Source organism: Roseovarius sp. (assembly GCF_030373445.1).
Lineage (GTDB): Bacteria > Pseudomonadota > Alphaproteobacteria > Rhodobacterales > Rhodobacteraceae > Roseovarius.
This window is the reverse complement of sequence record NZ_JAUCYU010000003.1, coordinates 150,916-165,151: the sequence shown is the minus strand read 5'-3', so window position 1 is coordinate 165,151 and position 14,236 is coordinate 150,916. Positions and strand designations below refer to the sequence as shown.

Below are 14,236 nucleotides of genomic sequence, written 5' to 3'. Positions count from 1 at the left end.
GGCACCGACATGAGCTTTACCACCCGGGGCTTCCCCATGATGCTGACCTTCGATCTCGATTGCGAGACGATGTGGACCGCCCGCGACCCCGAGGCGCACAAACGCCCGATCCTGATGTCGCAGGGCGCCTATGGCTGGAAGCGCGGCGTCTGGCGGGTGATGGACGTGCTGCGCCGCTACGGGGTGCAATCGACCTTCTTCATCCCCGGCCAGGTCGTCGAGGCGCATCCCGAGGTGGTCGAGGCGCTCCTGAAGGACGGGCACGAGATTGCCCATCACAGCCACACCCACCGCTGGATCGTCACGCTGACCCCCGAGGAAGAGCGCGAGGAGATGGAGCGCGGCCAGCAGGCGATCATCGCGGCGACGGGCGCGGCGCCGCGCGGCTGGCGCTCTCCCGCGGCCGAGGTGACGCCGGTGACGATGGACCTGATCAAGGAGTACGGGTTCTCCTATTCCTCGAACTTCTTCGATGACGACGCGCCGTACCTGCTGTCGATCCGTGACGAGACGACCGACTGTGTCGAGCTGCCGTTCCGCTATATCAACACCGACAGCCCCTATTTCCAGTTCGCGAAGATCCTGCCGGGCCGCACGATCACCTCGCCGCCGCAGGTGCTCGATACATGGAGCTGGGAGTTCGACACGCTTTACGCGGAGGACCGGATGATGGTGCTGGCCTGTCACCCCGAGTTCATCGGCCAGCCCTCGGGCGCCATCCTGCTGGCGAAGTTCATCGAGCACGTGCAAGGCCATTCCGGCGTCTGGATCGACCGCTGCGACCGGATCAGCGATGACATGCGCGGGCTGCTGAAGGCGGCGGCATGAGCGAGCTGGACGGTCTGAGGGTTCTGGTTGTCGGCGGCGCCGCCGGGATCGGGCGGGCGACGGCGGTGATGATGCAGGCGCGCGGCGCCGAGGTGGCGGTGCTCGACCGGGCCGCCAGCGGGCCGGACGGCATGGCATACGCGGGGGCCGACGTGCTGGATGACTTGGCGGTGGCCGAGGCGGTACGGGGGCTGTGCAAGGGCATGGGCGGGCTCGACGTGCTGATCAACTCCGCTGGCATCGACCTCGAAGCGCCCTCGGCCGAGGTGACGGATGCGCAGTGGGAGCAGGTGATCGGCGTCAACCTGACCGGCCCCATGCGCACCGCGCGGGCGGCGTTTCCCTATCTTTGCCACTCGGAGCGCGGCGCGATCGTCAACGTCTCTTCCGGCGCCGGGCTGCGGCCGATCCCCGACCGGGCGGCCTATTGCGCGTCGAAGGCCGGGGTTGTGATGCTGTCGAAATCGCTCGCCATGGACTGGGCCGAGCACGGCATCCGCGTCAACGCGGTCTGCCCCGGCGCGGTGGAAACCGGCCTCTTCCGGCAGAGCTACGAGGGGCACGACGACCCCGACGCGCGGCTTGAGCTGATCCGCTCGCGCTATGCGCTGGGCCGGGTCGGGGCGCCGGACGAGCTGGCCGAGGCCATCGTCTTTCTCGCCAGCCCGGCGGCCAGCTACGTCACCGGCGTGGCGCTGGCCGTGGATGGCGGGCGGAGTTTTCACTGATGCGGCGGTTCGAGGGGCGGCACGTGCTGATCACCGGCGGGGCCGGGGGGATCGGCGGGGCCACGGCGCGGCGTTTTGCCGAGGAGGGGGCGCGGGTGTCGGTGCTCGACCTGGACGCCGCCGAGGCGCCCGAGGGGGCCGAGGACCGCTGGCTCTCGCAGGCGCTGGACTGCACCGACCGCGCGGCGCTGGAAGCCGCCGTAGAGGCGGCGGAGGCGACATTCGGGCCCGTCGATATCCTCTTCAACAACCTCGGCCAGAGCGGGCGCGAGCGGGCCTCGCTGTTTTGCGAGTCCGAGGAAGAGGTCTGGCGCTTCGTAACCGAGATCAGCCTGATGAGCACCTTGCGCGCCTCTCGCCTGGTCGCGCCGGGGATGAAGGCGCGCGGGCAGGGGCGGATCGTCAACATGTCGAGCGACGCGGCGCTCTCGGGCGACCTGCGCCTTGCCGACTATGCCGCGGCCAAGATGGGGGTGATCGGCTTCACCCGTGCGCTGGCGATGGAGCTGGCGCCGCATGGTGTCACCGTCAACGCGGTCTGCCCCGGCGCCATCGCGACCGAGGCGCATGAGCGGATTCCGCGCGAGACGCTCGACGCGCTGGTGGCGGCCACGCCCGTGGGCTTCATCGCCGCGCCCGAGGATGTGGCGGGACTGGTGGCCTACCTCGCCTCGGACGAGGCGCGCTTCATCACCGGGCAGACCGTCGCCATCAATGGCGGCCGCAACCTGCTGTAATAACGGAGGCTTCCGCAATGACCGACATCGCCGACATGACGGCCACCGCCCTTGCCGCCGCGATCCGCGAAAAGGCGATCTCGCCCGTGGAGGCGGTGGAGGCCGCGCTTTCCCGGATCGAGGCAAGGGCGGAGCTGAACGCCTTCGTGACCGTCACCGCCGAGGAGGCCCGGGCCCAGGCCCGGCGCGCCGAGGCGCAGGTGATGGAGGGGGCCAAGCTGGGCCCGCTTCACGGCGTGCCCTTCTCGGTCAAGGACCTGATCAACACCGCGGGGGTGCGCACCACGCAAGGTTCGATGATCTTCGAGCATAACGTGCCGGGCGAAGACGGCGTGTCGGTCGCGCGGTCGAAGGCGGCAGGCGGCATCCTGATCGGCAAGACCACCACGCCCGAGTTCGGCCACAAGCCCGAGGCGACATCGCCCGTGTCCGGCCGCACCCTGCACCCCACGCATCCCGACCGCACGCCCGGCGCGTCAAGCTCGGGCTCGGCGGTGGCCGTGGCCGCCGGGATGGGGCCGCTTTCGATCGGGTCGGACGGGGGCGGGTCGATCCGCATTCCCGCCGCCTGTTGCGGGATCGTCGGGCTGAAGGCGACACTGGGCACCATCCCGCACCTTCAGCTTCCCGACATGTTCGGCGCCAATTCCTATGTCGGGCCGATGGCCCGCGACGTGGCCGACACGCGGCTGTTCTTCGACGCCATGAAAGGCTTCGACCGGCGCGATCCCTATGGACAGGCCGGGATGCCCGCCCAACGCCGCGCCGAAAGCTTCGAGGGGCTGCGCCTTGCATGGCTGCCGCGCGCCGGGGCCAGTGTCGACCCGGAGGTGGCCGCCGCGACCGAGGCCGCCCTGCGCGAGATGGAGGCGCGCGGCGCCGTGGTCGAGGAGATCGACCTTGATTTCAAGGCGTTCGAGGAGACCTTCCTGACCGTGCTGCGCAGCGGCCTTGCCGCGCGCGTGGGTCCGCACATGGACAAGTTCGGCAATGCCGTCGACGAGACATTGCGCATCCGCATCGCGGAGGGCAGCCGCCTGACCGCCATCGACGCCGCCCGCGCGGCGGCCGACCGTACCCGCATGTTCCGCGATATCCAGCAGGTGCTGGCGCGCGCCGACGCGATCGTGTCGCCGACGCTGACCGCGCCGCCGCTGAAGATCGATATCGACACCGCCGGCGATGTCGATGTCGCCGGCAACAGCGGCACGGTGCGCGGCGCGTGGTATCCCTTCACCTATCCGCTGAACCTGACCGGCCATCCGGCGATCTCGCTACCCTGCGGGACCACCTCGGAGGGGCTGTCCATCGGGTTGCAGATCTTCACCGAATGGTACCAGGAGGGGTTCCTTCTCGACCTCGCGGCGCTGACCGAGGATTGCCTGAACGACCGTGACGGTCGCACGGCCTAATCGCCTGGCGCACGAGACCGGCAGGTCGCGCGCGGTTCCCGGCGCGGCGGATTGATGCCGGTTCCCGGTTTCCGGCCGCGTGCCGGGGTTCCGACGCTGCAACCGGGGCAGGGACCGGCAGGGGGATTGCCCGTTCCCGGCTGAAACGCTTATGCCCAACACCCTGAAAACGCACGATTCCGCCCGGAGCCTTGGCGTGACTTCCCGCGGGGGCAAGTGCAGGACCGGCATAACAAATGTTGCCGGAACGTTTCCGACCCGGAGGCGGTTCTCCTTTTGCACGGCAGTCAGAGGACCGCCGGCATTATCGGAGACCCGGACATGCACAAATTCGACGGGAGAGGTGTATTCCTCTCGCTGATCCTGCTCGGCATTGTCATGCCTTCCGTGGCCCTTGTCCCGGTGGCCGTGGCTCTGGTGGCACAGGGTATTCTCGGCACGTTGAACCTTGCCGCCGCCTTCAGCCGGCGCGACGGTGGCCCGGTCATCCCGGGCCATGCGGGGCAGGCGCCGATCAGGTTCTCCGTGCACCTCGCCATTCACGAGGAGCCGCCGGCGGTGGTCGGCCGGACCTTGCAGGCGCTGGCGGCCCAGGTGGGCGCGCCGGACTACGAGGTCATCGTGCTCGACAACAACACCGTCGACCCGGCCCTCTGGCGGCCGGTCGAGGCGTTGTGTGCCAAGCTCGGCCCGGCCTTCCGGTTCTACCACGAAGAAGGCGTCGAGGGCGCCAAGGCAGGCGCGCTCAACATCGCGCTCGGCCGCACCCACCGCGCGGCGAGCCACGTGATCGTGGTGGATGCCGATTACGTGGTCGAGCCCGATTTCCTGGCCATCGCGGCGCGCGAGTTGCGCTCGGGCGGGGAGGACTTCCTGCAGTTCCCGCAGGCCTATCGCAACGATGCCGGGCCGGTGGCCGGGTTGTCGCTGGAGCTTGCGGATTACTTCCTGCGCCACGCCCGCAAGGCCGAGGTGGCCGGCGCGATGCTTCTGACCGGGACGCTGAGCGTCATCGGGCGGCGCGCGCTGGAGCAGGCCGGCGGCTGGAGCGGCCGGACCATCACCGAGGATGCGGAGCTTGGCCTGCGGCTTCGGCGGCTGGGGTTCCGCGGGCGGTTCGTCGACCGGCCGGTGGGCCGGGGCATCCTGCCGCTCGACCTGGCCGGGCTGTCGCAGCAGCGCTACCGCTGGGCGGCGGGGAACCTCGACACGATCCGCTGCGGATTCAGCGGGCTGTCGCTGCGCACGGCGGTGCAGGTCTTCTCGCAGCTGACCGCGTGGAACAACCTGGCGCTGCCGCTGGCGGCGGGGCTGATCGGCGGGGTCCTGGCGATGCTTGCGGGCGGCGCGCCCGGGGCCGCGCTCTGGCTGACCACGCTGTCGGGGCTGGGGCTGGCCATGGTCTACCTGTCGGTCTGCCTGCCGCTGGTGCTGGTGGCCGCGGTGCGCGGGCAGTCGGATGTGGCGACGGTGCTGGGGGCGCTGGCCTCGCGTGTCACGATGATCCTGCCCTCGGCCATCGGCACGGTGGATGCGTTGCTCAACCGGTCCGGCGGGTTCCGCCGGACGGCGAAGGACGCGTCTGAGGCCTGTGACGAGGTCGGCCCGGTTCTTCCCCTTTTGGCGGCGTTCGGGGCGGTTGGCCTGCTGGTCGCGCCGCAGCTTTCCCCGGGTGGGGTGGTCGGGCTGGTCCTGCTGATCATGCCTTATCCGCTGGCGCTGGGCACGGGCCTGCGCCTGTCCGAATACCGCCGCTTACTTGGCATTGCATAGGAGATTCCAGATGACCCCCAGCGTGACCATCGTCATTCCGACCTACAACCGCGCACGGGTGCTGCCGCAGGCGATCGAGGCCGCGCTGGGGCAGTCGCACCCGGAGACGACCGTGCTGGTGGTCGATGACGGCTCGACCGACGAGACCGGCGATGTCATCGCCCGCTACGCCGCTCATCCGCGGTTCAGCGGCGTCAGGCTGGCCGCCAACGTCGGCACGGCGCAGGCCAAGAACGTGGGCATTGCCCTGTCGGACGCGGAGGCCATCACCTTCCACGATTCCGACGACGTGCCGCATCGCGACAAGGTCATGCGGCAGGCGCGGGTGATCGGCAACGAGACCATCGGCGCGCATCCCTGCCTGAACTGGCGCCTGTCGGGCCGCGAGCCGGAGACGCCGATCCAGGTGGGCGCGGTGCTGACGCATCACGAACTGATCCTGCCCGACGGCGAGCGGGTGGAGATCCGCCGCACGCTCAGCCTTGTCGACGATTTCTTTCCCAACCTGCAGATGGCCGCCGGGGTGCCGGGGGACTGGACGCATGTCAATTCGGGCCTGTTTCACCGGTCGGTCTTCGATCGGCTGGGCGGGTTTTCCGATTGTATCGAGGAGGACCGCGAGTTCCGCAACCGGCTGATCATGGCGGGCGAGGTCCTCTGGGTGATCCCGGAGATCCTGCTCACCAAGATCGAGTCGCCGGACGGGCTGACCATGCAGGGCGAGACGGATTACGACAGCCCGCGCCGCATCGCCGACCGCAAGCGGGTGTGGGACGCGGTGGCGCGCTGGTTCGCCACGCGCGAGGTCGAGGCGGTGCCGATGGACCTGTCGATGGTGCGCATCCGGTCCTGCACCAACCCCGCGCTGGTGGATCGCGCCGCGCTGGCGCAGCTTGCGATGCGACCGGAGCGGGTGGCATGAGCAGCGGGATCACCTTCGTCGATCCGCTGGCGCCAAGGGCCTATGGCGGCGCGCCGGGCGAGCTGGCAGGGCTCGGCGGAACCGAGGCCACGCTGGTAAAGATCGCCGAGAGCCTTGCGGCGCGGCTGCGCGTGACCGTTCGGCAGGCGGCGCGGCAGGGCGACGGCTTGTCCGGGCGGGTGCGGTATGCCCCGCTGGACCTGGACCGGCCCTTGCCCGAGGCGCCCGGCATGATCGTGGTGGTGAACTCGTGGAAGGTCGCGCCGAAGCTGGCGCGGCTCAACCCGGGGGCGCGCGTCATCGTCTGGCAGCATGTCTTCCCGGGGCGGCACAACCGGGGCCTTGCGCCGCGGCTGAAGGCGGCCGGGGTCGAGGTGATCTGCGTGTCGGAAGCGCATGCGGCGTGGTTGCGGGCCTTCCTGGGCCCCGATGCGCCACGGATCGGGTACATTCACAACCCCATTGCCGACGACCTGGCGCCGGACGAGACGCCGCGGAACCCGGACCTGTTGCTGTTCGCCTCCTCGCCCCACAAGGGGCTGGGGCAGGTGTTCCGGCGGTTCGAGGTGCTCCGGGCGCAATTTCCCACGCTCCGCCTCGCCGTGGCCGACCCCGGCTACCTGGCCTGGCCCACCGGGCCGGTGCCCGACGGGGTGATCCCGCTGGGGCGGCTGGACCAGCCGCGGCTGATCGGGTGGATGCGCCGGGCGCTCTGCCTGTTCTACCCGCAGGACCAGTTCGCCGAGACCTTCGGCCTGGTGATCGCCGAGGCCAATGCCGTGGGCTGCCCGGCGCTGCTGCACCGGGGGCTGGGGGCCAATGACGAGGTCGCCTCGGACCCCGGCCAGTGCATCGACACCACCGACCCCGCGGCCATCGCCGCACGTATCGGGGAATGGCGGGCCGCGATCGGCCAGGGGCTGCTGGCCCGGGCGCAACCCGGTTTCCGAATGTCCCGCATCGCCGGGCAATGGGCCGCGCGGCTTCAGCCCGCAACGCGTCCCGATCCCGAATTCCTGACACGCACAGACAACCAGAGGAAGGTACGCCATGACTGACAAGATCAAGGACACCGCCAGGACCGAGGCCGGAAACGGCGGTGAGACCCACCAGACGACCGGCGAGGGTTACGACACCATGACCACGCAGGTGGGCATGCCGATCTCGGACGATCAGAACACGCTGAAGATCGGCGACCGCGGCCCGACCCTGGTCGAGGACCAGGTCTTTCGCGAGAAGCTGTTCCACTTCGACCACGAGCGGATTCCAGAACGGGTGGTGCACGCCCGCGGCTACGGCGCGCACGGCACGTTCGAACTGACCGAGGACCTGTCAGACCTGACCCGTGCAAGGATCCTGACGGAAGTTGGGGAAAAAACCGATGTCTTCGTCCGGTTTTCGACAGTGGCGGGCAACAAGGGCTCGCCCGACCTCGCCCGCGACGTGCGCGGTTTCGCCGTCAAGTTCTATACCAAGGATGGCAACTGGGACCTGGTCGGCAACAACATCCCGGTCTTCTTCATCCAGGACGCGATCAAGTTTCCCGACCTCATCCATGCCGCCAAGCAGGAGCCCGACCGCGGCTTCCCGCAGGCACAGACGGCGCATGACAATTTCTGGGACTTCATCTCGCTGATGCCCGAGGCCATGCACATGGCGCTCTGGATCATGTCCGACCGGACGATCCCGCGGTCGTTCCGGTTCATGGAAGGCTTCGGCGTGCACACCTTCCGGCTGGTGAATGCCGAGGGCCGGTCGAGCTTCGTCAAGTTCCACTGGAAGCCCCGGCAGGGGATGCAGTCGGTCCTGTGGGACGAGGCCGTCAAGATCAACGGCGCCGACCCGGATTTCCACCGCCGCGACCTCTGGAACGCCATCCAGTCGGGGGATTACCCGCAATGGGATCTCGGGCTGCAGGTGTTCGACGACGCCTTCGCCGACAGCTTCGATTTCGACGTGCTCGACGCCACCAAGATCATCCCCGAGGAGCTGGTTCCGGTGCGCAGGGTCGGCACGCTGACGCTGAACCGGATGGTCGACAATTTCTTCGCCGAGACCGAGCAGGTCGCCTTCCAGACCGGCAATATCGTGCCCGGCATCGACCATTCCAACGACCCGCTGTTGCAGGGGCGGAACTTCAGCTACCTGGACACCCAGCTCAAGCGGCTGGGCAGCCCGAACTTCAACCACATCCCCATCAATGCGCCGAGATGCCCCTTTGCCCATCTCCAGCAGGACGGGCACATGGCGATGCACAACCCCGTGGGCCGGGTGAATTACGAGCCCAACAGCCATGGCGAGGGCCCGCGCGAGAACCCCGAGCGCGGCTTCCGGTCCTACGAGGCCGAGGAAGGTGGAACGAAGCGGCGCGTCCGCTCCGAGACCTTTGCCGACCACTACAGCCAGGCGCGGCAGTTCTACCTCAGCCAGACGGACGTGGAGAAGGACCACATCGCCGACGCTTTCATCTTCGAGCTGAGCAAGGTCGACGCCCTGGCGATCCGGCAGCGGATGGTGGGGCACCTTCTGAATGTCGACGAGGGGCTGGCCGAGATGGTGGCCGAGGGGCTGGGGCTGGCCGAGATGCCCGACCCTGCCGAGCCCGCGCGCCCGGTGATCGAGACCGAGCCGTCGCCGGCGCTGAGCATCCTCGCCAACCCGCCGGGCACCTTCGCCGGGCGTAAGCTGGGGCTGCTATTGACCGACGGGGTCGATGGCGGGCTGGTCAACGCGCTGACGGAGGCGGCCGAGGCGGCCGGCGCGCAGGTCGAGATCGTGGCCGAGAAGGTGGGCGGCGTGAGCACCGCGCGGGGCAAGACCATCGAGGCCGACGAGAAGCTCGATGGCGCGCCCTCGGTGCTGTACGACGCGGTCGCGGTGATCGCCTCGGAAGAGGGGGCCGCCAAGCTTGGCCGGATGCACGGGGCGCGGGCCTTTCTGGCCGATGCGCACGCCCACAAGAAATTCATCGCCCTTTCCCCCGAGGCGCGCGACGGGTTCTGGCCCGAGGCCGTGCCCGCCGAGCCGGATGACGGGGTCATCGTGCTGGACCAGGGCGAGGGGGCGACGGCCTTCATCGAGGCCTGCGCCGACCTGCGCTATTGGGAGCGCGAGGCATGAGCCCGCCGCTTCATCGTCGGCAAGAGTTCGGGCCGCCGGGGCCATGGCCCGTGGCCGTCACAATCCCCGCCCGGAACGAGGCCGAGCGCATCCTGGCCTGCCTCGACGCCGCCCGTCACGCCCTTCGCGGGCGTGGCGGGATCGTCGTTGCGGTCAACGGGTCGCAGGACCGGACGCTGGCCGATGCCAGGGAGTGGTTCGAGCGCACCGGCGCGCCCGGCCTGCTGCTCGATCTGCCCGTCACCCCGGCGGGCGGGGTGGGCGAGGTGCGGCATCTTGCCGTCCGCGCCTGTGCCGGGCGGCTGGTGCCGGGCGCGGCGGTGATGACGACCGATGCCGACAGCACCGTCTTCCCCGACTGGGTCGATGCCAATCTCGACGAGCTTCGCGGGGCCGACCTTGTCTGTGGCACCGTCATCGCCGACCCGGGGGAGTTCGCCCGGCTGCCGCCCGCCATCGCGCGGCTGGGGGCGGTGGAGGGCGAATACGTGGCGCTGACACTCGCGGTCCGGCGGCTGATCGACCCGGTGCCGCATGACCCCGATCCCAGCCACATGAACGCGGCGGGCGCGAGCCTTGCCTTCCACATGCCGCTTTACCGCGACGTGGGTGGGTTCCCGGCGCTGGCCGGGTCGGAGGACCGGGTATTCGCGGCCGCCGCCGAGGCAAGCGGCTGGCGAGTGCGGCACAGCGCGCGGGCGCGGGTCAGCACCTCCTGCCGGCTGCAGGGGCGGGCGCCGGGCGGCATGGCCGAGGCGCTGGCCGGGCGGATCACCGGGGCCGACCCGCTGGTCGACGAGGCGCTGGAGCCTGCCGCCGAGACCGTGCTGCGGGCCAGCCTGCACCGGGCGCGGCGCGAGGTGCTGTCCCGGGGCAGGAAGGCCGCCGGTCTCCTCGCCGGGATCGAGGCCCGGCTTGCCGGGCTCGAACGGGTCCGGATGCGGCTGTCGGATGTGGCGCGCGAGACGCCGCTGCTGGCGCGGGAACTGTCCCGCCTGTCGGGACCGGTAGAAAGGGAAACGGCATGACCGTGCACAAGGTGACCCGGGCGGACGCCCCGAGCGAAGAGGACGCCCTGACGAGCATCGCGGCGCTGGCCGTGCCGGCGGACCAGGACAGGCGGAGCCTGGCGGGCGACATGTACCGGCTGGCGCAATGCGGGCTGCTGGGGGTGCTGAGCCGGGGCGGTGACCCGCTGCACCACGCCACGATCCTGCGCCGCATCGGGCGGGCCAGCCTGTCGGTCGGGCGGCTGGCCGAGGGGCATATGAACGCGATGAAGCTTATCCTGCTCTATGGCACGCAGGCGCAGGTCTACCGCTGTTCCCTCGAGGCGCGGCAGGGCATGGTTCTCGGCGTCTGGGGCGCCGACGATGACCCGCCGGTGATGGTCGAGGAGGAGACAGGCGGGCGGCTTCGGCTGAGCGGGGGCAAGCGGTTCGCCTCCGGCCTTGGCACCGTGGGGCGCGCGGTGGTCACGGCGGGGCAGGCCGAGGGCGTCAGGCTGGCCGTGGCGGATGTCACCGAGGCCGCGCGGGCCGATGCCGGGGCGTGGGACACGAGCGGGATGCGGGCGACCAAGTCGGGGCGATACGATTTCGACGGGATGACCGTCGAGGCACTTGGCGCGGCGGGTGATTACCTGCGAGAGCCCTATTTCCAGGGCGGTGTCTGGCGCTATGCGGCGGTTCAGACGGGCGGGCTGGAGGCGCTGGCCGAGGAGGTGCGACAGGCGGTCTGTGCGTCCGGCGACGCAAGCGAGGCGCAGCTTCACCGGCTGGCGCGGATCGCCGCGCTGGCGCACCGGGCGCGGCTTCTCGTGGAAGACGCTGCCCGGCAAGTCGAGGCGCCCGGCGCGGGCGGGATGGCGGTGGCGCTGTCCCTCGCCGCGCGGGAGGAGGTAGAGACAGCCTGCCTCGAGGGGATCGCGCTGGCCGACCGGGCGCTCGGCACCCGCTCCTTCGCCCGGGGACACCGGGCCGAGATGATCCGCCGCGACCTCGGGTTCTTCCTCCGGCAGGCCGATCTCGACGGCAAGCTGCGGATGGTCGGCGACACCCTTTGCAAGGCCGATGACCCCATCGGCGAGTCCTGGAGCGGAAGATGAGCCATTTTACCCCCATCGTGGCATCGGCGCGGGTCGCGCCATATGCCGAACTGGCGGAGCTGACCGGCCCCGGCGACGTGCTGGTCCTTGCCCCGCATCCCGACGACGAGTCGCTGGGCATGGGCGGGGCGATTGCCGCGGCGGTGCAGGCCGGGCACGTGGTTCACGTGGCGGTGGTCACGGATGGCTCGCGCTCGCATCCGGGTTCGCGCAGTCACCCGCCGGACGTCCTGAGCGCGCTGAGGCGTGCCGAGGTGACTACCGCCGTCACCATACTGACCGGGGGGCGCACCACGCCGATCTGGCTGGGCTATCCCGACCTGTGGGCGCCGGAAACCCATGACGATTTCGCCGAGGTGGCGGAACGGCTGGGCCCGGTCCTGTCGGGGGTCAGCGCGATCTGGACCACCTGGCCCGGCGACCCGCATCCCGATCACCAGCGGGTCTGGCGGCTGGCGCTGTGGTGCGCGGCCGGCGCGGCGCGGCCGCGGGTGTTCGGGTGCCCGGTCTGGGGACGGGTGCAGGAGCCGGTGATCGGGGCGGGCTGCGAGGGCATGCTGCAGTTCCGAACGGCGCCGTACCGGGAGCTCAAGGCGCGGGCGGTCGCGGCCCATGCCTCGCAGATGACCGGCCTGATCCGCGACACGCCCGACGGTTTCCGCATGCCGCGCGAGCTTGCCGAGCATTTCGTATCGACCGACGAGATCTTCATCCCCGCATGACCCGCGACGCCGCCTCCTTCGAACAGCTTTACCGGGCCCGGCCCGACCCGTGGGATTACGAGACCAGCGCCTACGAGGCCGAGAAGTACCGCCGCTGCCTTGCCTTGCTGCCGCGCGCGCATTACGGGCGCGCGCTGGAGATCGGCTGTTCGATCGGGGTGATGAGCGCCCTGATCGCGGCCCGCTGCGACAGCCTGCTGGGGCTCGATTTCGCACCGACGGCGGTCGAACGGGCGCAGGCGCGGGGGGTTCCGAATGCCCGCTTCCGGCAGGCTTCCGTGCCGGAGGACTGGCCCGGCGGCCCGTGGAACCTGATCGTCTTTTCCGAGGTGCTTTACTACCTCTCCGACGACGCGCTGGCGCAGACCATTTCGCTTGCCGCGCGGAGCCTTGCACCGGGTGGCGCCTGTCTCGTTGCCGGCTATCTCGGCGAGACGGAGACCCCCCTTACCGCGGGGGAGGTGGAGGCCAGCCTGCTGGCAGAACTGTCAGCGGCCTGGCCCCGCCACGTGGTTCGCCGCGACCGCGATGACCATTGGATCGCGGCGAGTTTCGAGCGTCTCGATCAGTCCGCAGGAAGGTAGAGGTAGGACGGATCGTACCCGGCCAGTTGCCGCAGGCGGTCACGGTCATGGATCTCGGCATGCCCGTCGCGCACGGTGCACAGCCCGCTTTCCCGCAGGTCGCGGATCACCCGGCTGACATGCACCGTCGAAAGGCCGGTGATCTCGGCCAGGTCGGACTGCAGCAGCGGCAGCGGCAGCCGCTCGCCCACCAACTGGTCGGCGTGGTGCAGGCGCAGGTCCATCTCGCAGATGAAATCGGCAACCGAGGCCAACGCCCGCAACCGGCTCGTGCGGAACAGCCAGTGGCGATGCACGGAGGCGTCGATCATGGTCAGCCGCCACAGCGCCCGCGCGTCCTTGGGCGAGCCGGCGATGATGCGGTCGAGGCACTCGTGCGGGAACATCGCGATGCGCACGTCGGTCAGGCTGCCGACATCGTGGTCGAGGGCCTTCATGGGCAGGCCGTGCAGGTCGATGAAATCGCCCGGCACCTGGATCGAGACCATCGCGCGCGAGGACGATCCGTTGGCCGGGCCGCGCACGTAGCGGGCCATGATCCCCTCCAGCAGCAGGGCACTCCTGTCGAGCTGCTCGCCGGTCTCGGACAGGGTCTCGCGGGCGCCCATCGTCCGGATGCCGGAGCAGCAGTGCTGCAACTGCTCCCACAGCGCGGCATCGAGCTGCCCGACCATCCCGCGCCGGTAGTTGTCGGGGATGCGCACGGGGGCAGGGGGGGTCGTTTCTTTCGGGTCGGCCGCGGTGTCCTGGACATCGCGGCCATTCTCACTGGCTAGGCGAGACACGGGCCAAACCTCCTATGCTGTGTTCATCGAAGTCTCTGGACCGGAGCCTGCAGGGCCGTTGGCATTGCTTCCCCTGCCCGTCGCGTCCGCGCGGATCGTGGCAGGACCGTCGAGCCGCCTTCGGGGCGTGTCGGAGGGGGGCCGGGTCATCGAACGGGGGCACGCGAAGAGGGCTGCGCAGGACAGCGCATCGTGGAAAAGCCGGTCGGGACCGGAAAGCCAGGTCTGTGCAGGTTCCATGCGCGGATAACGCGCGATGGGGTGTTTCGTTCCCGCGGGGCGCTGCCGGGAGAGCCCGATCACGACGTCGGTATCACGTCGGTATGACGTCGGTATCGCGTCGGTCCCGTCCGGAAGGGCATGGCGGCCCGAAGGGCCCCGGCCGGTGTGCGCGGCGGGGCGAATCGAGAGCGCCACGCTGCCGTTTCGGAACGCCGGGTCGGCAGGGATCGACGAGGCGGCGTCTCGTGGTCCGTGCCTGCTGCATTTCCATGTGCCGCCCCCGGTTTGCCTGCCTC

General features: G+C 70.1%; 13 protein-coding genes. 12 read left to right on the top strand and 1 reads right to left on the bottom strand.

The features are described from left to right. Positions 1–9: 9 nt before the first annotated feature. The 12 genes from QUV18_RS07145 to QUV18_RS07090 all read left to right on the top strand — a co-directional run bounded on the left by QUV18_RS07145 (position 10) and on the right by QUV18_RS07090 (position 12,933). Positions 10–828, top strand: a complete 819-nt coding sequence (locus QUV18_RS07145; RefSeq protein ID WP_300892852.1) for a polysaccharide deacetylase — start codon at positions 10–12, stop codon at positions 826–828. After that, positions 825–1,556 carry an SDR family oxidoreductase gene (locus tag QUV18_RS07140; RefSeq protein WP_300892851.1) on the top strand — a complete coding sequence of 244 codons (732 nt, stop codon included), beginning with the start codon at positions 825–827 and terminating at the stop codon, positions 1,554–1,556. The genes QUV18_RS07145 and QUV18_RS07140 overlap by 4 nt, the downstream gene beginning before the upstream one ends. Continuing rightward, positions 1,556–2,293: an SDR family NAD(P)-dependent oxidoreductase gene (locus tag QUV18_RS07135; RefSeq protein ID WP_300892850.1), complete on the top strand. Its 738-nt coding sequence runs from the start codon at positions 1,556–1,558 to the stop codon at positions 2,291–2,293. Before QUV18_RS07140 ends, QUV18_RS07135 begins: the two co-directional genes overlap by 1 nt. A 17-nt stretch (positions 2,294–2,310) precedes the next feature. Beyond that, a complete protein-coding gene (locus QUV18_RS07130; protein ID WP_300892849.1) occupies positions 2,311–3,705 on the top strand; it encodes an amidase in 1,395 nt (464 codons plus the stop codon). 321 nt (positions 3,706–4,026) lie between these two features. Then, complete coding sequence (locus QUV18_RS07125) at positions 4,027–5,478, top strand: glycosyltransferase family 2 protein (protein ID WP_300892848.1); 1,452 nt, start codon at positions 4,027–4,029, stop codon at positions 5,476–5,478. A 10-nt stretch (positions 5,479–5,488) separates the two neighbouring features. Further along, the gene (locus QUV18_RS07120) at positions 5,489–6,400 is read left to right on the top strand and encodes a glycosyltransferase family 2 protein (protein ID WP_300892847.1); all 912 of its coding nucleotides are present in this window, start codon (positions 5,489–5,491) and stop codon (positions 6,398–6,400) included. After that, positions 6,397–7,458, top strand: a complete 1,062-nt coding sequence (locus QUV18_RS07115) for a glycosyltransferase family 4 protein (protein WP_300892846.1) — start codon at positions 6,397–6,399, stop codon at positions 7,456–7,458. Before QUV18_RS07120 ends, QUV18_RS07115 begins: the two co-directional genes overlap by 4 nt. Continuing rightward, positions 7,451–9,520: a catalase gene (locus QUV18_RS07110; protein ID WP_300892845.1), complete on the top strand. Its 2,070-nt coding sequence runs from the start codon at positions 7,451–7,453 to the stop codon at positions 9,518–9,520. The genes QUV18_RS07115 and QUV18_RS07110 overlap by 8 nt, the downstream gene beginning before the upstream one ends. A gap of 50 nt (positions 9,521–9,570) precedes the next feature. Continuing rightward, the gene (locus QUV18_RS07105) at positions 9,571–10,548 is read left to right on the top strand and encodes a glycosyltransferase family A protein (protein WP_300892844.1); all 978 of its coding nucleotides are present in this window, start codon (positions 9,571–9,573) and stop codon (positions 10,546–10,548) included. Next, the gene (locus tag QUV18_RS07100; RefSeq protein ID WP_300892842.1) at positions 10,545–11,627 is read left to right on the top strand and encodes an acyl-CoA dehydrogenase family protein; all 1,083 of its coding nucleotides are present in this window, start codon (positions 10,545–10,547) and stop codon (positions 11,625–11,627) included. The genes QUV18_RS07105 and QUV18_RS07100 overlap by 4 nt, the downstream gene beginning before the upstream one ends. Further along, positions 11,624–12,349, top strand: a complete 726-nt coding sequence (locus QUV18_RS07095) for a PIG-L deacetylase family protein (protein WP_300892841.1) — start codon at positions 11,624–11,626, stop codon at positions 12,347–12,349. The genes QUV18_RS07100 and QUV18_RS07095 overlap by 4 nt, the downstream gene beginning before the upstream one ends. Then, the gene (locus QUV18_RS07090) at positions 12,346–12,933 is read left to right on the top strand and encodes a class I SAM-dependent methyltransferase (RefSeq protein ID WP_300892839.1); all 588 of its coding nucleotides are present in this window, start codon (positions 12,346–12,348) and stop codon (positions 12,931–12,933) included. Before QUV18_RS07095 ends, QUV18_RS07090 begins: the two co-directional genes overlap by 4 nt. On the opposite strand, the gene QUV18_RS07085 is transcribed toward QUV18_RS07090, so the two are convergent. Beyond that, positions 12,915–13,718, bottom strand: a complete 804-nt coding sequence (locus QUV18_RS07085) for a Crp/Fnr family transcriptional regulator (RefSeq protein WP_300892838.1) — start codon at positions 13,716–13,718, stop codon at positions 12,915–12,917. The genes QUV18_RS07090 and QUV18_RS07085 overlap by 19 nt on opposite strands. Between the last annotated feature and the right edge of the window lie 518 nt (positions 13,719–14,236).